This window comes from Streptomyces sp. PA03-5A, from assembly GCF_033792725.1.
GTDB lineage: Bacteria > Actinomycetota > Actinomycetes > Streptomycetales > Streptomycetaceae > Actinacidiphila.
The window spans coordinates 1-18,015 of the sequence record NZ_JARAVL010000043.1 but is presented as its reverse complement, the minus strand read 5'-3'; the positions used below and the strand labels follow the sequence as shown (position 1 = coordinate 18,015).

Below are 18,015 nucleotides of genomic sequence, written 5' to 3'. Positions count from 1 at the left end.
CAGTCCATCGTGTGAACGGGCCGACCGCCGTGCGGCCGTGAGGGGGCACCGGGTGAGCGCCGGTTTCGACAGCGGGGGAGCGACCCCCCGGCCGAGCTGGTCCCCTCCGCGCCCCATACCGCCGTCCCCGGGCACCGCCCCCCACACCTCCGCCCCGGCCCACTGGGCCGCCTCCGCCGCCGCCGGCCGGGCGTCCGCGCCGTGGGCCGCCGCGGGCCCCGCCGCGACCGGCGAGCCGGAGGGCGGGCTGCCCCAGGAGCTGTACGGTACGACCCCCGCGCCGGCGCCCCCGTACCCGTGGCCCGCAGGCGAGCGGGGCCCCGTCGGCGTTGCCTACCCGGCCGGCCCCGTGCCGCCCCCGGCCGTGCCCGGTGCGCCGCCCGTGCCCGGGCATCCCCCGGCCGCGGCCTGGTCCTCGCCCGTCCCGCCCTCCGCACCGCCGCCGCACCCTCCCCGGCCGCCGCACGCGCCCTCGCACGCCGACCGGGCCCGGCCTCGTACGGCCGCCGCCGCGCTGTGCCTGGTGCTGGGCCTCGGCCTCCTCGGCGGCGCCGGCGCCGGGATGTGGATCAACCACGACCCGGCCGCGCCCACGCCCACGGCGGCGGAGGCGAGCAAGCGCGATTTCGCCCTCGCCCGCGGCCTGTGGCACAGCACGCCCGTCGACACGCTCTTCCCGCCCACCCTGCACGGCAAGGGCCTCGGCCCGGGCGGCGCCGAACGCACCTGGACGCGGATCGGCGTGGCGCCCGCCGGCAACTGCCAGGAGGCCTTCGACCCGCAGCTGGCGAAGGTGCTGCGCCCCGCGGGCTGCGTGAAGCTGCTGCGCGCCACGTACACCGACGCGACGTCGAGCGCCGTGACCACGGTCGGACTGCTCGTCACCAGGGCGGACGCCCCCGCGATGCGCAGCCTGCGCGACCGCTGGTCCGCCGAACGCCTGGGCTCCCGCGTGGATCTGATGCCCCGTCCGGTCGCCTTCCCGGGCACCGTCTCGGCCGGCTTCGGCGACCGCCAGCGCGCCAGCTGGACGGTCATGGTCGCCGCCGACCTCCCCGTCGTCGTGTACGCGGTGAGCGGCTTCGCCGACGACCGCGAGATCGCGACCCCGCAGCCCGCCGCCTCGGCCGTCACCGCGGGCGCCACGGCCGCGCCCGCCCAGGCCGGACTCGGCCACGAGGCCGATGCCCTGGCCGATGCCGTCGACGGCCGGGCCCGTCGTGCCGCACGCTCGCTGACCGCCACCCCGACGGGAGGTTCCGGATGAGGCGACTGGCCACCGGGATGGCCGCCGCGGCCCTCGCCCTGATGCCCGTCGTCCCGGCCCACGCCGACGCCGTACGCGACGCGGACTGGGCGCTGGACGCACTGCACGCACAGGAGGCCTGGCAGCGGACGAAGGGCGCGGGCGTCACCGTCGCCGTCCTCGACACGGGCGTGGACGGTACCCACCCGGACCTGACCGGGCAGGTCCTCAAGGGCAAGGACATGGTCGGCTTCGGGGCCCGCCGCGGCGACAGCGCCTGGGCCCGGCACGGCACCGGCATGGCCGGGATCATCGCCGGCCACGGCCACGGCCCCGGCGGTTCGGACGGCGTGCTGGGCATCGCCCCGGAGGCCAGGATCCTGCCGGTCCGGGTGATCCTGGAGGACAAGGACCCGCAGCGGAAGAAGGCCCGCACCACGCGCGGCAGCGCCCTCGCCGACGGCATCCGGTGGGCCGCCGACCACGGTGCCGACGTCATCAACCTCTCCCTCGGCGACGACAGCCGCACCGCCCACCCCGAGGCGCAGGAGGACGACGCGATCCAGTACGCCCTCCGCAAGGGCGTGGTCGTCGTCGCCTCCTCGGGGAACGGGGGCGAGCAGGGCAACCGGGCCTCCTACCCCGCGGCGTACCCGGGCGTCATCGCGGTGGCCGCCGTCGACCGCTACGGCTCCCGCGCCGCCTTCTCCACCCGCCGCTGGTACGCGACGGTCGCCGCACCCGGTGTCGACGTCGTGATCGCCGACCCCAACCGCCGCTACTACGAGGGCTGGGGCACCAGCACCGCCTCCGCCTATGTGTCGGGCACCGCCGCACTCGTCCGCTCCGCCTACCCCCGGCTCAGCCCCGCCCAGGTGAAGCGGCTGCTGGAGGAGTCGGCGCGGAACACCCCGGCGGAGGGCCGCGACGACGCCGTCGGGTACGGACTGGTCGACCCCGCGGCGGCGCTGAAGGCGGCGGCGAAGCTCAAGCCGGAGGGCGCCGTGCCGAGCGCCGCCCCCTACGCGCGCAAGTACTTCGGCGCCGGCCCCGACGCGGCGAAGGCGGCCGCGGCCGCCGACGGGGACGCCCTGGGCGACGGCATCGCCGTGGCCTTCGCGATCGCCGGCACCGGACTGGTTGCGGCTGCCGCCCTGTTGTGGCTGCGGCCCCGGCTCACGACGTCCGGGAACGGCGGGCGGCGCGGCTGAACGCGTCCACCGCCGCCCGCGCGGCCCGTTCCACCAGCGTGATGCCCGAGGCCTGGGTCGTACTGCCGCGGGAGACCACGGCGACCAGGTAGGTCCGGCCGCCCGCCCGGACCCGCCCGATGCTGTTGATGTCCCACAGCCCGGTCGTACTCCGTTGCAGCCAGCCGTTCTTGACCTCGAACGAGCCGTCCGCCGCGGTCGGCACGCCCCAGGCCTGCGCGGCCGGGACGCGGCCCATCAGCCGCCGCACGTACGCGCGGGACGTCGCGTCGAGGGCGCCGTCGGTGCCGAACACCCGCTGCAGCAAGGTGAGCTGGTCGGCCGCCGTGGTCTGGGTCAGCCCCCACAGCAGCCCGCTGCCCGCCGTGGTCGAGGTGAGCCCGAGGCGGCGGTTGGCGGCGTCCAGCCCGGGGCCCTGGCCTATCGCCCGCCACAGCGCGGTGGCCGCGGCGTTGTCGCTGTTCTCGATCATCACCTCGGCCCGGGCCTCCTCCTGCGCCGTCAGGTCCCGCCCCGCGTCCTGCGCCTGGAGCAGCAGCGCCGCCAGGATGTCGACCTTGACGATGCTCGCCGTGTCGTACAGCCCGTCCCCGTGCACCGCCCGGGCGCCCGAGGCGGTGTCCAGGACCGCCACGGAGCAGTGCGCCCGCGGGTCCCCCGACACGTCCCGCAGCGCCGTCTCCAGCACCTCGCTCCACACCACCTGGGGCTCCACGCTCGCCTTCACGATCATCACGTTCGCCGCCGCCCCGCCGGTCCCGGCCGCGGTGAGCGCCGCCGTGCGCGGCGGCGACGCCGACCCGTACGTCACCGTGCCGAGCACGGCGCACGCCAGGAAGGCGGTCGCGGTCACACCGCGCACGATGCCGCGCGGGGCGCGGGGGACACGGGCAGTTGCGCCCGCACGGCCGGGACGCCGTGCGGCGGGTTCGTCGGAAGCCATGCCCACGGAAGCTAGGGACCGAAACTGCGCGGTCCGTGAGAGGCGGATGAAGGGGGCGTAAGAAATCTCCGCCCGGCACCCCGGATACCCTCGGGAGGTGGCTCTCAAGAACATCCCCGACCCCGGTTTCTCCGACGACGACGGCACCGCCGACCCCCGGCTCGCGGCGGCGCTCGCCGCATACGACGCCGACCCGTCGGCCGAACCCGAGGTGCTCGCCGCCCTCCCGGGCGCGCGCTTCCTGGTGCCGGTGGTGGCACTGCTCGGGGAGGTCGAGGAGGGTCCCGGGGGGCTGCGCCGCGAGAAGACCAGCGACATGGCGGTGCCCACCATCCAGGCGGCCGACGGGCGCAGGGCGCTGCCGGCCTTCACCTCCACCGAGGCCCTCGCGCGCTGGCGGCCGGACGCGCGGCCGGTGGCCGTGCCGCTGGGCCAGGCGCTGCAGGCGCTGGCGCACGAGAAGGCCGACACCCTGCTGATCGACATGGCCGGGCCCGTGCCGTACGCCCTGACCGGTGCCGCGCTGCGTGCCGTCGCCTCGGGCCGCGCGGGCGCGGACCCGCTGGCCGACCCGGCGGTCCGTGCGGCCCTGCGGGCCGCGGTGGGCGCGGCGCCGGAGGTGGTCCGCGCGCACCTGGTCCCCTCCGCCGGTTCCGACGGCACGCTGGGACTGGTCCTGGACCCGGGCGCCGACGTGCGTCAGGTCGCCCAACGCGTCTCGACGACGCTCGCGGCGGACGAGGTGCTCCGCGGCGCGCTCGTGCGCGGCATCGAGCTGGCGCTGCTCCCCGCCGACACCAGGCTAACCGGCGAACCGCTCTTCACGCGCTGACGGCGCCGCCCCACCGGGGGCGACGCCGTCGTGAGCGCGGGGTGCGGGGGGCGGTGCGGGGACTAGCCGTGGACGGGGCCGGTGAACTTCTCGCCCGGGCCCTCGCCCGGCGCGTCGGGGACGACGGACTCCTCGCGGAAGGCGAGCTGCAGCGACTTCAGGCCGTCCCGCAGCGGAGCGGCGTGGTACGAGCCGATCTCGGTCGCGCCGGCGGTGACCAGGCCGGCCAGCGCGGTGATCAGCTTGCGTGCCTCGTCGAGGTCCTTGTGCCGCTCGCCGTCCTCCGCGAGGCCGAGGTTCACCGCCGCCGCGCTCATCAGGTGCACCGCGACCGTGGTGATCACCTCGACCGCCGGGACGTCCGCGATGTCGCGGGTCAGCGTGTCGAAGTCGGGGCGGTCCGCGGAGGGGGACTCGTGCTGGGGGCTGGCGTCACTCATGCCTCACACGATAGGGCCACGTCGGCCGATTACGGTCTGCGGTCGGACGCTGGTATGCTTGACGATCGACCGGCTGGACACCCCGTGGACGTCATGGAAACGGAGCGTTCCAGCCCACAAGTGGAGGCTCCGATCTCCCACCTTGCCGACTCTTCAAGGGCGGCGGGTCACCGGTCAGGTGCCGTGTCCCCGGATGAGGACAGGGCGCCCGATGCGCCCCGCGGGGAATTCCGCGGCGGTGCTCCCGGTTGTTGGAGCATCCGCCTGTGACCCGTATGGGGCGTTTTTTGACGTCTCCTCACGGGCCGGACCAAGTTTCAGACGTTACGCGGCTGTCAATCCAGTCAGACGCGTGGTGCTACCGAGGAGGCCCCATCAGCGCCGAGCCCCGCATCAACGACCGGATTCGCGTCCCCGAGGTGCGACTCGTCGGTCCCAGTGGCGAGCAGGTCGGCATCGTGCCGCTTGCCAAGGCACTGGAGCTTGCGCAGGAGTACGACCTCGACCTGGTCGAGGTGGCGGCGACCGCACGCCCGCCGGTCTGCAAGCTCATGGACTACGGCAAGTTCAAGTACGAGTCGGCCATGAAGGCCCGTGAAGCGCGCAAGAACCAGGCGCACACGGTCATCAAGGAGATGAAGCTCCGGCCGAAGATCGATCCGCACGACTATGACACCAAGAAGGGTCATGTCGTCCGGTTCCTCAAGCAGGGCGACAAGGTCAAGATCACGATCATGTTCCGCGGTCGTGAGCAGTCGCGCCCGGAACTGGGCTTCCGACTGCTGCAGCGGCTCGCCGACGACGTCCAGGACCTGGGCTTCGTGGAGTCCTCGCCGAAGCAGGACGGCCGCAACATGATCATGGTTCTCGGTCCGCACAAGAAGAAGACCGAGGCGATGGCCGAAGCCCGCGAGGCGCAGGCCGCCCGCAAGGCCGGTCGCCTGCCGAGGGACCCCGATGATCAGGAGCAGGAGTCGGAGGAGGAGCACGTGCAGGACGCTCCCGCCGACGCCAGCTGACGCCGTCTGACGGCGTTCGCCAGGACCCGGAGTTCCGCTCCGGGTAACGCAATGAAGGACTGACGCTCTCCGTCCGCTCCAGGGCGGACGGGAGGGCCAGCGACGAGGAGACTACGGCGCATGCCGAAGAACAAGACCCACAGCGGTGCGAGCAAGCGATTCAAGATCACCGGCTCCGGCAAGGTGATCCGCGAGCGCGCCGGCAAGCGCCACCTGCTTGAGCACAAGCCGTCGACGAAGACCCGTGCCCTCACCGGCACTGTCGTCCTGGCCAAGCCCGACGCCAAGAAGATCAAGAAGCTTCTCGGCAAGTGACGGCACGCCCCCTTCGACCAGGGGGCGCGATGTTGGACCGGGACCCATTCGTTTTCGGGCCGTGTGAGCACCCCCACGGTCCCTTAGAAGGAGTTATCTAGTGGCACGCGTCAAGCGGGCAGTCAACGCCCAGAAGAAGCGCCGGGCGATCCTCGAGCAGGCCAGCGGTTACCGCGGCCAGCGTTCCCGCCTGTACCGCAAGGCGAAGGAGCAGGTCACCCACTCCCTCGTCTACAACTACAACGACCGCAAGAAGCGCAAGGGCGACTTCCGTCAGCTGTGGATCCAGCGCATCAACGCCGCTGCCCGCGCCAACGGCATCACCTACAACCGCTTCATCCAGGGTCTGAAGGCCGCCAACGTCGAGGTCGACCGCAAGATCCTCGCCGAGCTGGCCGTGAACGACGCCAACGCGTTCGCCGCGCTGGTCGAGGTGGCCCAGAAGGCCCTGCCGAGTGACGTCAACGCCCCCAAGGCGGCCTGACCCACGCTCTTCCGGACCCGCAGGCCGTGTGCCTGCGGGTCCGTGCTGTGTCCCGGAGCGCCGCGCCGCGCGTCCGGCCGGACCCGACCGAAGTGAGTGCACCCCCATGCCCGGCCCCGAGCTGACCTCCCTGCGATCCCCCCGCGTCGTCGCCGCGCGGCGGCTGGCCAAGCGCAGCTTCCGCGGCAAGGAGCGGCGCTTCCTCGCCGAGGGTCCGCAGGCCGTGCGCGAGGCCATGGCGCACCTGGTCGAGGTCTACGTCACGCCCGAGGCCGCCGCCCGGCACGAGGGGATCGTCGCCGCGGCCCACGCCGCCCGGGTGCCCGTGTTCACCGCGACCGAGGAGGTCGTCGCGGAGATGTCGGACACCGTCACCCCGCAGGGGATCATCGGCCTGTGCCGCTTCCTGGACACCCCGTTCGAGGAGATCCTGCGCGCCCGGCCCAAGCTCGTCGCCGTCCTGGCCCACGTGCGCGACCCCGGCAACGCCGGCACCGTGCTGCGCTGCGCGGACGCCGCCGGGGCGGAGGCGGTCGTCCTCACCGACGCCTCCGTGGACCTGTACAACCCCAAGGCCGTACGGGCCTCCGTCGGCAGCCTCTTCCATCTTCCGGTCGCCGTCGGCGTCCCCATGGAGACGGTGGTCGACGGCCTGCGCGGGGCGGGCGTCCGGCTGCTCGCCGCCGACGGCGCGGGGGAGCGCGACCTGGACGCCGAACTGGACGAGGCCACGATGGGCGGCCCCACGGCCTGGATCTTCGGCAACGAGGCCTGGGGTCTGCCGGAGGAGACCCGCGCACTCGCGGACGAAGTGGTGCGCGTCCCCATCCACGGCCGCGCCGAGAGCCTCAACCTCGCCACGGCCGCCGCCGTGTGCCTCTACGCCTCCGCCCGCGCGCAGCGTGCTCCCGGAGGGTGCCGCACCGTAACAATGAGCTAGTAGTGTGACGCCCTCGGGGACCGCCTTGGAGAGGGGGTTACGGGGATGGACGTCAGGACGACCGGCGGCACGCCGCCGAGCGCGCTGGAGGGCTGGCCGACTGTCCTGACCGAACTCGGCATCACGCCCGACGAGCTCCCGGACGGCCTCGTCGTCGCCGACGAGCACGGACTCGTCCTCTGCTTCAACGCGGCCGCCGCCCGGATCACCGCGCTCGACCCCGCCGACGTCCTCGGCCGCCCCCTCGAGCAGGCGCTGCCCCTGGAGGACCTGGACGGACGCCGCTGGTGGCAGCTCACCGACCCGTACGCGGGCCTGGCCACCCGCACCGGGCAGCCCGAGCGCAACCTGCTGCTCCCCGGCGGACGCGAGGTGCTGGTCTCCGCCAGGTACGTCCGCGACCACCCCACCGGCCCGGTGCGCCGGCTGGTCGTCGCGCTGCGCGGCACTGAGGCGCGGCGGCGCACCGAGCGCAGCCACGCCGAACTGATCGCCACCGTCGCGCACGAGCTGCGCTCCCCGCTCACATCCGTCAAGGGCTTCACCGCCACCCTGCTGGCGAAGTGGGAACGCTTCACCGAGGACCAGAAGAAGCTCATGCTGGAGACCGTCCACGCCGACGCCAACCGCGTCACCCGGCTGATCGCCGAGCTGCTCGACATCTCCCGCATCGACTCCGGCCGCCTGGAGGTGCGCCGCCAGCCGGTCGACATCGCCGCCGCGGTGCGGCGCCACGTGGACGCCCTCGTCGCCGCAGGACAGCCTGCGGACCGCTTCGCCGTACGGGTGACGGAGTCGCTCCCGTCGCTGTGGGCCGACCCCGACAAGGTCGACCAGATCCTGGGGAACCTGCTGGAAAACGCCGTGCGCCACGGCGAGGGAACTGTCACCATTGACGTAGCACCTTCGTCGTCACCGCGCGAGCGCGGATGGTCCGGAACGGCAGTGACCGTGAGCGACGAGGGCCCCGGCATCCCGGAGGAGTCCATGAACCGCGTCTTCACCCGCTTCTGGCGGGGCAGCAAACGCGGTGGCACGGGCCTGGGCCTCTACATCGTCAAGGGCATCGTCGAGGCCCACGGCGGCACGATCACGGTGGGTCGCGCGCCCGGGAAGGGCGCCCAGTTCCGATTTATCCTGCCCGTCGGGGCGCCGGCCTTCACGGTCTGAGCATCGCGTGGTGATCCACCGGCCCCGACGGGCGTGACCAGCCTTTCCCCGTGGCCCCGATAGACTCGACCCTTGGCATTCAGCGGTCGGGCAAGGCAGGTCGGCCACGCCATCACCCACATCGGAACGGGAAGAAATGTCGGCACCGAACAAGTCGTACGACCCTGTCGAGGTCGAGGCACTGAAACCGGAAGAGATCGAGCGCCGGCGCGACGAGGCGCTCGCCGCGATCGCGGAGGCCGCCGACCTTGACGCGCTGCGCGAGGTCAAGGTCGCGCACACCGGGGACCGCTCGCCGCTCGCCCTGGCCAACCGTGAGATCGGCGCACTGCCGCCGCACGCCAAGGCGGACGCGGGCAAGCGCGTCGGCCAGGCCCGCGGCACGGTCAACCAGGCGCTCAAGGCCCGGCAGGAGGTGCTGGAGAGCGAGCGCGACGAGCGTGTGCTGGTCGAGGAGGCGGTGGACGTCACCCTGCCGTACGACCGTGCCCCGCGCGGCGCCCGGCACCCGCTGACCACGCTCTCCGAGCGCATCGAGGACGTCTTCGTGGCCATGGGCTACGAGGTGGCCGAGGGCCCCGAGGTCGAGGCCGAGTGGTTCAACTTCGACGCCCTCAACATCTGGGCGGACCACCCGGCCCGCACCATGCAGGACACGTTCTTCGTCGAGGGCGACAAGCCCGCGGGCTCCGGCCCGGAGGAGAGCGGCGTCGTGCTGCGCACCCACACCTCCCCGGTGCAGATCCGCTCCCTGCTCGACCGCGAGCCGCCGGTCTACGTGATCTGCCCCGGCCGGGTCTACCGCTCCGACGAGCTGGACGCCACCCACACCCCGGTGTTCAACCAGGTCGAGCTGCTCGCCGTCGACGAGGGCCTGACCATGGCCGACCTCAAGGGCACCCTGGACCACATGGTCCAGTCGCTCTTCGGCGAGGACATCACGACCCGGCTCCGCCCGAACTACTTCCCCTTCACCGAGCCGTCCGCCGAGATGGACATGGTCTGCTACGTCTGCCGCGGCGAGTCCGTCGGCAACCCGGACCGTCCCTGCCGCACCTGCGGCAGCGAGGGCTGGATCGAGCTCGGCGGCTGCGGCATGGTCAACCCCCGGGTGCTCACCGCCTGCGGCGTCGACCCGGAGAAGTACAGCGGCTTCGCCTTCGGCTTCGGCATCGAGCGCATGCTGATGTTCCGTCACAACGTCGAGGACATGCGAGACATCGTCGAGGGTGACGTGCGCTTCACCCTTCCGTTCGGGATGGAGATCTGATGCGGGTCCCGCTTTCTTGGCTGCGGGAGTACGTCGACCTGCCCGCCGGCGAGTCCGGCCGCGACGTCCAGGCCAAGCTCATTTCCGCCGGCCTCGAGGTCGAGACCGTCGAGCAGCTCGGCGCCGGGCTCAAGGGCCCGCTGGTCGTCGGCAAGGTGCTCACCATCGAGGAGCTGAGCGGCTTCAAGAAGCCGATCCGCTTCTGCACCGTCGACGTCGGCACCGCGAACGGCACCGGCGAGCCGCAGGAGATCGTCTGCGGCGCGAGCAACTTCGCCGTCGGCGACAAGGTCGTCGTCATCCTGCCCGGTGGCGTGCTGCCCGGTAACTTCGAGATCTCCGCGCGCAAGACCTACGGCCGCAACTCGCACGGCATGATCTGCTCCGCCCGCGAGCTCGGCATGGGCGACGACCACGACGGCATCATCGTGCTGCCGCCGGAGCACGAGGCCGGCACCAACGCCATAGAGCTCCTGGAGCTCGTCGACGAGGTGCTGGACATCGCGGTCACCCCGGACCGCGGCTACTGCCTGTCCATGCGCGGCGTCGCCCGCGAGGCCGCCATCGCCTACGGTCTGCCGCTGCGCGACCCGGCGCTGCTCGACGTGCCCGGCCCGAACTCCTACGGCTACGAGGTGCGGGTCGCCGACCCGGTCGGCTGCGACCGCTTCACCGCGCGCACCGTCACCGGGCTCGACCCGGAGGCCGGCTCGCCGATCTGGCTGCAGCGCAGGCTGCAGAAGGCCGGCATGCGCCCGATCTCGCTCGCCGTGGACGTCACCAACTACGTGATGCTGGAGCTGGGCCAGCCCCTGCACGCCTACGACCGGCACCGCATCGAGGGCGCCATCGGCGTCCGCCGGGCCCAGCCGGGTGAGAAGCTGACCACGCTCGACGGCCAGGTCCGCGTCCTGGACGCCGAGGACCTGGTGATCACCGACAACCGCGGGCCGATCGGCCTGGCCGGGGTCATGGGCGGCGCCAACACCGAGATCGACGACACCGGCGCCTCGACGACCGACGTCGTCATCGAGGCGGCGCACTTCGACCCGGTCGCCATCGCCCGCACCGCGCGCCGCCACAAGCTGTCCTCCGAGGCGTCCAAGCGCTTCGAGCGCGGCGTGGACCCGCAGGCCGCGGCCGCCGCCGCGCAGCGCACCGTCGACCTGCTGGTACTGCTCGCGGGCGGCACCGCCGAGGCGGGCGTCACCGAGGTCATCGCGCCCTCGGCGCCGCACACCCTCACCATCCCCGCCGACCACCCGGACAAGGTGGCGGGCATGGCGTACGGCCGCGAGACCGTGGTGCGCCGGCTGCAGCAGGTCGGCTGCGACGTCTACGGTGCCGACGAGCTGATCGTCACCGTGCCGTCGTGGCGGCCCGACCTGCGCGACCCCAACGACCTCGCCGAGGAGGTCATCCGGCTGGAGGGCTACGAGAACCTGCCCTCCACCCTGCCGAACCTGCCCTCCGGCCGCGGTCTGACCGAGTCGCAGAAGCTGCGCCGCCGGGTCGGCCGTGCGCTCGCCGGGGCTGGCTACGTCGAGGTGCAGAACTACCCGTTCCTCGGCGAGGCCGTCTTCGACCAGCTCGGTCTCGACGCGGACGACCCGCGCCGCATCACCGTCAAGCTGGCCAACCCGCTGTCGGACGAGGAGCCCGCGCTCCGCACGTCCATGCTTCCCGGCCTGCTCGGCGCGCTGCGCCGCAACGTCGGGCGCGGCGCGCACGACCTCGCGCTCTTCGAGACCGGACTGGTCTTCCGCCCCAGCGGTGAGGAGCCCGCGCCGCCGCGGCTGCCGGTCGACCGGCGCCCGACCGACGCCGAGATCGCCGCCCTGGACGCCGCCCTGCCGCGGCAGCCGCGGCGCGTCGCCGTCGTCCTGGCCGGAGCCCGTGAGCAGGCCGGCTGGTGGGGCGCGGGCCGTCCCGCGGGGTCGGCCGACGCGATCGAGGCGGGCCGGATCGTCGCCCGCGAGGCCGGGGTCGAGCTGATTGTCCGCCAGGACCAGCAGGCACCCTTCCACCCCGGCCGCTGTGCCGCGCTCCTCGCGGTCGTCGACGGCGAGGAGGTGCTGGTCGGCAACGCCGGCGAGCTGCACCCCCGGGTGATCAAGGCGCTGCACCTGCCGGAGCGCACCTCCGCCATGGAGCTCGACCTCGACCGCCTTGAGCGGGCCGCCGGCGGCCCGGTCGTCGCGCCCCGTGTGTCCACCTTCCCGGTGGCCACCCAGGACGTCGCCCTGGTCGTGGACGCCTCCGTCCCGGCCGCCGAGGTGGAGGGCGCCCTGCGCTCCGGCGCCGGCGAACTGCTCGAATCGCTGCGGCTGTTCGACATCTTCACCGGTGAGCAGATCGGCGCGGGCAAGAAGTCGCTGGCCTACAGCCTGCGCTTCCGCGCCCCGGACCGTACGCTCACCGCGGAGGAGGCCTCCGCGGCCCGTGACGCCGCCGTCGCCGCTGCGGCGGAGAGCACGGGAGCGGCCCTGCGCGGCGCCTGAGGCGCACGCATGCGGGTCCCTGTGGGGCGCCCCCGGTCCGCCGGGTGCGCCCCACCGGCGTTCCTGCCGGTCACGTAGCCCGATCGGGTGAAATGGCTCCACTGGGTATCCGGTTCGTCGCGCCGAGTCGCCACAATCGATCGCGAACCAGGGCCCACTCGACGCGGGGGCTGTGTCGTCGCCGACCGCGTCAACGGCTTCAGGGGGAGCCCCGAGGCATGATCCGACCCAGGGCAGTGGGCCGCCCGACCGGCCACAGGGTGCGGGGGCTGGCGCTCCTGTCGCTGCCGGGGCTGTGGGTGGCCGCGGTACTGGGCCTGGTCTACGCGGTGCCCGGGGGAGTCCAGTGGGTGCCCGCCGTGGTCGCGGCCCCCGTGATCGCCTGCGCCGGGACGGGACGCCGCCGCTGCGTCCTGGCCAGCGGCGCGCTCGCCGTGGCGGCCGTCGCGGTGCCGGACACCGGGCAACGGCTCGGCACCGAGGTCGCCGTCCTCGCCGTCCTCGCCGTCTGCTTCCTGCTCGTCGACCGTAGGGCCCGGCTCGCCGCCGAGCTCGACCGCACCCGGGAGATCGCCCTCTCGGCCCAGCAGGTGCTGCTGCCCCCGCTGCCGCAGCACGTCGACGGCCTCGCGGTGGCCGGCGACCACCTCTCGGCCAGCCGCGGCGCCCGCGTCGGCGGCGACCTGTACGAGGTGCTCGCCACGCCCCACGGGGTGCGCGCGGTCATCGGCGACGTGCGCGGTCACGGTCTCGAGGCCATCGGCACCGTCGCCGCGCTGCTGGGCAGTTTCCGGGAGGCCGCGCACGACGAGCCTGAGCTCGCCGGCGTGCTCCGGCGCCTGGACCGGGCGCTCCACCGGCACCTGCGGGGGCGTTCGCACGCCGCCGAGGAGTTCGTGACCCTGATGCTGCTCGAACTGGGCGAGGACTGCGACGTCCAGGTCATCAACTGCGGCCATCCGCAGCCGTACCTGCTCCGCCCCGGCCGCCCCGGCCACTTGCGCGCCCACCCGCTGGAGGCCGGCGAACCGTTCCCGCCGCTCGGCCTGTTCGAGCCCGGTCCCGGTACGAAGGCCGTCCCGTGCGGTGAACTCCTGCCCGGCCATGCGCTGTTCCTGCACACCGACGGCGTGATGGACGCCCGGGACGCCGCCGGGGAGTTCTTCCCCCTGGTGCCGGCCCTGGAGGGGGCCGCCCAGGCGGCCGCCCGCGGCGGCGCGTTGTGCGCGCGGTCCCTGGTCGACGGGGTGCGGGCATCGTTCCTGCGGCACACGCGGGGGCGGCTCACCGACGACATGGCGCTGCTCGTGCTCCACCGGGACGCCTCCAGGGTGCCCGCCCAGACGGGCGCCGCCCCCACCGCAACCGGGGTTCCCGGAGTGCCGCGCCCTTGATCCGGCCCATTCCTTGGTAAACCTGGGTCGATCCCCGAGCGAAACGCCCATTGCTCGTATACCGGCCAGAACGAGGAGAGGGGCAGGCATGGCAACCTCCACCGTCACCGGAGCCGAACTGTCCACGCCCACGGGAGAACTGATCGCCGTGGTCGGCCCGCCCGGGCCGCAGCGCTCGGCCCTGCAGCTCGCCCTCAACAGCGCACCCTGGAGCCGGGGTCCGTCCGTCACGACGACCGTCATCAGCCGCGGCGCGTGGAGCGAGCTGCGGCGCGTGGCGGCCGCGGGGATCACGGTCGTCGCGGCGTGCGACAGCGCGGTGGCCGCGGATGCGGGGGCGCACCGCGTGGTGCTGCTGCCTCATCCCGATGGGGTTGCCTGACCCCGTGTCGCCGTGTGCGGGTCGTTTGCGCCCCGGGGTGCCCCTTGCGGCCTGTTGTCGTGTGCGGGTTGTTTGCGCCTGCGGCGGGCGGTTTCCCGCCGCAGGCGCAGTGGAGCCGCACACAACAACCGGCCGCAAGGGGCGACACGGGGCAACCCGGAGGGCGACGTGACTGCGGCCATTGACAAGGCAGTTGAGCAAACGTTGTCATGAGCATATGCCGTCCCTGATCGGGCGTCGGGAGATCCTCGACCATGCCCGGACACAGCTGACCGCCGGTCCGGGTGTACTGCTCCACGGAGCGGCCGGGATCGGCAAGTCCGCCCTGCTCGCGGCGCTGACCGACGAGGTCCCGCCGGGAGGCTCCGTGCTGCGGGCGGTGCCCGTCGAGGAGGACGCCAAGCTGCCCTTCGTGGCGCTGATGGACCTCTTCGCCCGCGTGCCGGAGGAGTACGTCGACGGGCTGACCGCGGGGCCACGGGCCGCGCTGCGGGCGGCGCTGCTGCGGGGGCACGAGCCGGTCGCGACGCAGAGCCGGCTGGCGGTGCGCGACGCGGCCGTCGAGCTGCTGCGGGCGCTCGCGGCGGCCGGCCCTGTGCTGATCGTCGTCGACGACCTGCAGTGGCTCGACGTGCCCAGCGCGGAGGTCCTGTCGCTCGCGCTGCGACGGCTCCCGCCGGGCGAGGGCGTGCGCTTCCTGGCCGCCGAGCGGGTCGTGGAGGGCGAGGAGCCGCCCGGGTTGCGGTGCTGCCCGCCGGGCACCACGGCGCTGCTCGTCCCTCCGCTGTCCGACGGCGACGTGGCGGAGCTGCTGCTGGACGACACCGGGGCGGAGCTGCCCGAACGCGCCGTGCGGGCCGTCCAGGACACGGCCGCGGGCAATCCGCTGTACGCCCTCGAACTCGGCCGCGCCCTGCTGCGGGACGGTACGCCCTTCGAGGCCGGGGACGTGCTGTCCGTACCGCCGCGGCTGCGCGACCTGCTGCTGGACCGGGTGCGGCTGCTGCCCGCCTCCGCCCGGCAGACGCTGCTGGTCGCCAGCGCCGCGGCCCGCCCCACGCTGCCGCTGCTCGGTGCCGCGGGGATCCCGGACCCGGAGGGCGACCTGGGCACCGCCGAGAGCCTGGGGGTCGCCGCGGCCGACGCCGAAGGAACGATTCGCTTCCAGCACCCGCTGATCCGGGCCGCCGTGTACACCGACGCCCCCGAGCACGGCCGGCGCACCGCGCACAAGCTGCTGTCCCGCGTGGTCCCCGAGCCCGTGGAACAGGCGCGGCACCTGGCCCTGGCCCACCCGCACGCCGACGAGGCCACCGCGGCCACGCTCACCGCCGCCGCCGGGTCCGCGCGCCGCCGCGGCGCCCCCGCCACCGCCGCGGAACTGGCCGCCCTGGCGGTGCGCCGTACCCCCGAGGACCGCCCGGCCGAGCGCGCCGACCGGCTGCTGGCCGCGGCCGAGTACGCCAGCGACGCCGGGCTGCGGGGGGACGCCGACCGGGCCGCGGAGACCGTGCTCGCCGAGGCCGCATCCGCCCGGCAGCGGGTACTGGCCCGGCTGATCATGCTCGGCAACGCCGGTCAGGCGCTCGGCGCCGCGGGCCGCCTCATCTCGGACGGCCTGGTGGAGGCCGAGGGGCATCCCGAGCTGGAGGCCCGGCTGCACCACTGGGCCGCCCTGCGGCACCTCATCTGCGGGCGGCCCGCGCAGGCCTCCGCCCACGCCCGCCGGGCCGCCGACATCGCGGTCCAGGCGGGCGCCGTCGACACCCGCGTGGCCGCCCTGGCGTTGCTCGCCCGGCTGCACGCGCTGCACGGCGAGGCGGGGGCCGCCGAGGCAGCGCTGGGCGAGGCGTTCGGCCTCCCGGTGGCGCCCGACGGGCCCGGCGCCCGCGAACTGGTGCGCACCCGCGCGATCCTGGCCGCCGACGCCGACCGCATCACCGAGGCGGAGGGCGAGGTGGCCGGTCTCCTGGGCAGGACCGGCGAGTACGCCTCGGTCGAGGAGACCGCCGCCACGCTGGTGGCGCTGATCCGCATCCAGGTGCGGTCCGGACGCTGCCGCGAGGCCCTGGACAACGTCGCCCGCTGCGCCGTGCTCCCCGTCAGGGCCGGCAGCGACTCACCGCCGGTGCTGTACGCCGCCGCGCTCGCCGAGACCGCCGGGGGGCGCCTGGAGCGCGCGCTGGAGCTCGCCGACCGCACCATCCGGGCCTGCATGACCGACGGGGACCAGCTCTTCCTGCTGCGGGCCCTGGGCGTCCGCGGCCGGGCGCAACTGCTGGCCGGTGGGCGGGAGAACACCGCGGCGGCCGTCGAGACCCTGCGGCAGGTGCGCAGGCTGGGGGAGACGATGGGCATCGCCGACCCGGTGATGCTGCGCTGGTACGGGGACCTGGCCGAGGCGACCGTCATCCTCGGTGACACGGACTCCGCCGCCGAGATCCTGCGCGCGGCGCGCCGCCGCGCCGGGGCCCGGCCCTCCGCCAGCGTGCAGTCCGCCCTGGACCGCGCCGAGGGGCTGCGCGACTGCGTGCTGGGCCGTTCCAAGCGGGGCGTCACCCGCATCCAGGCCGCCGCCGACCGCCTGCGGGGCCGTTCCCTCCCCATCGACCTCGCCCGCACGCTGATCGTGCTGGGTGCCGCCGAGCGCCGTCCGCGGCGGGCGCCGGCGGCCCGGGGCGCCCTGGTCGAGGCCCTGGAGATCAGTTCCGCGGTCGGCGCCGCCCCGGTCGAGGCCCGGGCCAGGGCGGAACTGGCCCGGCTCGACGCGCGGCGGGAGACGACGGCGCGGACGCCGAACTACACGTAGTCGTAGAAGCCGTGGCCGCTCTTGCGGCCCAGCCGGCCCGCGTCGACCATGCGCTGGAGCAGCGGGGGAGCGGCGTACAGCGGCTCCTTGAACTCCTCGTACATCGAGTCGGCGACCGAGGCCACGGTGTCCAGCCCGATCAGGTCGGAGAGCTTGAGCGGGCCCATCGGGTGGGCGCAGCCCATCTCCATGCCGTTGTCGATGTCCTCACGGCTGGCGATGCCGGTCTCGAACATCCGGATCGACGACAGCAGGTACGGGATGAGCAGCGCGTTGACCACGAAGCCCGCGCGGTCCTGGGCCCGGATCGGGTGCTTGCCCAGCACGTCGGTGACGAGCTTCTCGGCGCGCACCAGCGTCTGGCCGTCGGTGGTGAGGGCGGGGATCAGCTCGACGAGCTTCTGCACCGGCGCCGGGTTGAAGAAGTGGATGCCGAGCACCTGCTCCGGGCGGGAGGTCGCCACGGCGAGCTTCACCAGCGGGATGGAGGAGGTGTTCGAGGCCAGGATCGCGTCGCGGCGGGTCACCACCTGGTCGAGCACCTGGAAGATCTCGGTCTTGACCTGCTCGTTCTCGACGACGGCCTCGATGACGAGGTCGCGGTCGGCGAAGTCGCCCAGGTCGGTGGTGAAGGAGAGGCGCTCGAGCGCGGCGTCGCGCTCCTCCTCGGTGATCTTGCCGCGTTCCGCAGCCTTCTGCAGCGAGCTCGTCAGCCGCGTCCGGCCCAGCTCCAGGGCCTCGCCGGTGGTCTCCGCCACCCGGACCTCCAGTCCGGCCCGGGCGCACACCTCGGCGATGCCCGCGCCCATCTGGCCACAGCCCACCACACCGACATAACGGATGTCGTCGTTCAACGCCCAGCCTCTCCCTGATCGCGAGATGGAGACCCGGACCGTCGTGAGGTCCGGACCAGCCCGCTCGACATTACACCCGGCCGGCGTACCGGTCCGGGTCCCGGGGCGGCCCGCCCCGGCGGGCCCGGCCGCCCCGTTGACCGGCCCCGACACCGCCGGTGCCGCCCGCGCGCCGGAAGTGGCGCGGCGCCGCACGGGGCGGGCG

The 18,015-nt window shown here is 74.1% G+C and carries 16 protein-coding genes; 13 read left to right on the top strand and 3 right to left on the bottom strand.

What is annotated here, in order from left to right; all coding sequences use genetic code 11:
* Positions 1–52: 52 nt before the first annotated feature.
* Together PV410_RS37390 and mycP are read left to right on the top strand one after the other, a co-directional pair.
* Complete coding sequence (locus PV410_RS37390; RefSeq protein ID WP_500330607.1) at positions 53–1,267, top strand: hypothetical protein; 1,215 nt, start codon at positions 53–55, stop codon at positions 1,265–1,267.
* On the top strand, positions 1,264–2,457 hold the full coding sequence (mycP, locus tag PV410_RS37385; RefSeq protein WP_500330605.1) for a type VII secretion-associated serine protease mycosin: 1,194 nt from the start codon (positions 1,264–1,266) through the stop codon (positions 2,455–2,457). Before PV410_RS37390 ends, mycP begins: the two co-directional genes overlap by 4 nt.
* On the opposite strand, the gene PV410_RS37380 is transcribed toward mycP, so the two are convergent.
* Positions 2,423–3,310 carry a serine hydrolase gene (locus PV410_RS37380; RefSeq protein ID WP_500330603.1) on the bottom strand — a complete coding sequence of 296 codons (888 nt, stop codon included), beginning with the start codon at positions 3,308–3,310 and terminating at the stop codon, positions 2,423–2,425. The two genes, mycP and PV410_RS37380, sit on opposite strands and share 35 nt — an antisense overlap.
* Before the next feature lie 187 nt (positions 3,311–3,497).
* On the opposite strand from PV410_RS37380, the gene PV410_RS37375 reads away from it, so the two are divergent.
* Positions 3,498–4,232: an SseB family protein gene (locus PV410_RS37375; RefSeq protein WP_500330602.1), complete on the top strand. Its 735-nt coding sequence runs from the start codon at positions 3,498–3,500 to the stop codon at positions 4,230–4,232.
* A gap of 62 nt (positions 4,233–4,294) precedes the next feature.
* On the opposite strand, the gene PV410_RS37370 is transcribed toward PV410_RS37375, so the two are convergent.
* On the bottom strand, positions 4,295–4,672 hold the full coding sequence (locus PV410_RS37370) for a DUF1844 domain-containing protein (protein ID WP_431960495.1): 378 nt from the start codon (positions 4,670–4,672) through the stop codon (positions 4,295–4,297).
* A 338-nt stretch (positions 4,673–5,010) separates the two neighbouring features.
* On the opposite strand from PV410_RS37370, the gene infC reads away from it, so the two are divergent.
* From infC to PV410_RS37320, 10 genes are all read left to right on the top strand, one after another.
* A complete protein-coding gene (infC, locus tag PV410_RS37365; RefSeq protein ID WP_500330684.1) occupies positions 5,011–5,691 on the top strand; it encodes a translation initiation factor IF-3 in 681 nt (226 codons plus the stop codon).
* A gap of 120 nt (positions 5,692–5,811) precedes the next feature.
* Positions 5,812–6,006, top strand: coding sequence for a 50S ribosomal protein L35 (gene rpmI / locus PV410_RS37360; protein ID WP_018564306.1), 195 nt, complete (start codon positions 5,812–5,814; stop codon positions 6,004–6,006).
* Between the two features lie 100 nt (positions 6,007–6,106).
* Positions 6,107–6,490: a 50S ribosomal protein L20 gene (gene rplT / locus PV410_RS37355; protein ID WP_018564305.1), complete on the top strand. Its 384-nt coding sequence runs from the start codon at positions 6,107–6,109 to the stop codon at positions 6,488–6,490.
* Between the two features lie 106 nt (positions 6,491–6,596).
* The gene (locus PV410_RS37350; protein WP_500330600.1) at positions 6,597–7,430 is read left to right on the top strand and encodes a TrmH family RNA methyltransferase; all 834 of its coding nucleotides are present in this window, start codon (positions 6,597–6,599) and stop codon (positions 7,428–7,430) included.
* A gap of 45 nt (positions 7,431–7,475) precedes the next feature.
* The gene (locus tag PV410_RS37345; RefSeq protein ID WP_500330598.1) at positions 7,476–8,600 is read left to right on the top strand and encodes a sensor histidine kinase; all 1,125 of its coding nucleotides are present in this window, start codon (positions 7,476–7,478) and stop codon (positions 8,598–8,600) included.
* 136 nt (positions 8,601–8,736) lie between these two features.
* Positions 8,737–9,870 carry a phenylalanine--tRNA ligase subunit alpha gene (gene pheS, locus PV410_RS37340; RefSeq protein WP_499510888.1) on the top strand — a complete coding sequence of 378 codons (1,134 nt, stop codon included), beginning with the start codon at positions 8,737–8,739 and terminating at the stop codon, positions 9,868–9,870.
* Complete coding sequence (gene pheT / locus PV410_RS37335) at positions 9,870–12,371, top strand: phenylalanine--tRNA ligase subunit beta (RefSeq protein ID WP_500330597.1); 2,502 nt, start codon at positions 9,870–9,872, stop codon at positions 12,369–12,371. Before pheS ends, pheT begins: the two co-directional genes overlap by 1 nt.
* Before the next feature lie 218 nt (positions 12,372–12,589).
* The gene (locus PV410_RS37330) at positions 12,590–13,765 is read left to right on the top strand and encodes a PP2C family protein-serine/threonine phosphatase (RefSeq protein WP_500330595.1); all 1,176 of its coding nucleotides are present in this window, start codon (positions 12,590–12,592) and stop codon (positions 13,763–13,765) included.
* An 88-nt stretch (positions 13,766–13,853) separates the two neighbouring features.
* Complete coding sequence (locus PV410_RS37325) at positions 13,854–14,147, top strand: hypothetical protein (RefSeq protein ID WP_499510885.1); 294 nt, start codon at positions 13,854–13,856, stop codon at positions 14,145–14,147.
* A 217-nt stretch (positions 14,148–14,364) separates the two neighbouring features.
* Positions 14,365–16,956: an AAA family ATPase gene (locus PV410_RS37320; protein ID WP_500330593.1), complete on the top strand. Its 2,592-nt coding sequence runs from the start codon at positions 14,365–14,367 to the stop codon at positions 16,954–16,956.
* Here the strand turns inward: PV410_RS37320 and PV410_RS37315 are convergent.
* Complete coding sequence (locus tag PV410_RS37315) at positions 16,947–17,810, bottom strand: 3-hydroxybutyryl-CoA dehydrogenase (protein ID WP_500330591.1); 864 nt, start codon at positions 17,808–17,810, stop codon at positions 16,947–16,949. The genes PV410_RS37320 and PV410_RS37315 overlap by 10 nt on opposite strands.
* Positions 17,811–18,015: the final 205 nt, after the last annotated feature.

Excerpts from the sequence above, each read along its gene's own strand:
- mycP (WP_500330605.1), top strand. The coding sequence starts at position 1,264 with ATGAGGCGACTGGCCACCGGGATGGCCGCCGCGGCCCTCGCCCTGATG.
- PV410_RS37370 (WP_431960495.1), bottom strand. The coding sequence starts at position 4,672 with ATGAGTGACGCCAGCCCCCAGCACGAGTCCCCCTCCGCGGACCGCCCC.
- rpmI (WP_018564306.1), top strand. The coding sequence starts at position 5,812 with ATGCCGAAGAACAAGACCCACAGCGGTGCGAGCAAGCGATTCAAGATC.
- PV410_RS37350 (WP_500330600.1), top strand. The coding sequence starts at position 6,597 with ATGCCCGGCCCCGAGCTGACCTCCCTGCGATCCCCCCGCGTCGTCGCC.
- PV410_RS37345 (WP_500330598.1), top strand. The coding sequence starts at position 7,476 with ATGGACGTCAGGACGACCGGCGGCACGCCGCCGAGCGCGCTGGAGGGC.
- pheS (WP_499510888.1), top strand. The coding sequence starts at position 8,737 with ATGTCGGCACCGAACAAGTCGTACGACCCTGTCGAGGTCGAGGCACTG.
- pheT (WP_500330597.1), top strand. The coding sequence starts at position 9,870 with ATGCGGGTCCCGCTTTCTTGGCTGCGGGAGTACGTCGACCTGCCCGCC.
- PV410_RS37330 (WP_500330595.1), top strand. The coding sequence starts at position 12,590 with ATGATCCGACCCAGGGCAGTGGGCCGCCCGACCGGCCACAGGGTGCGG.
- PV410_RS37325 (WP_499510885.1), top strand. The coding sequence starts at position 13,854 with ATGGCAACCTCCACCGTCACCGGAGCCGAACTGTCCACGCCCACGGGA.
- PV410_RS37320 (WP_500330593.1), top strand. The coding sequence starts at position 14,365 with ATGCCGTCCCTGATCGGGCGTCGGGAGATCCTCGACCATGCCCGGACA.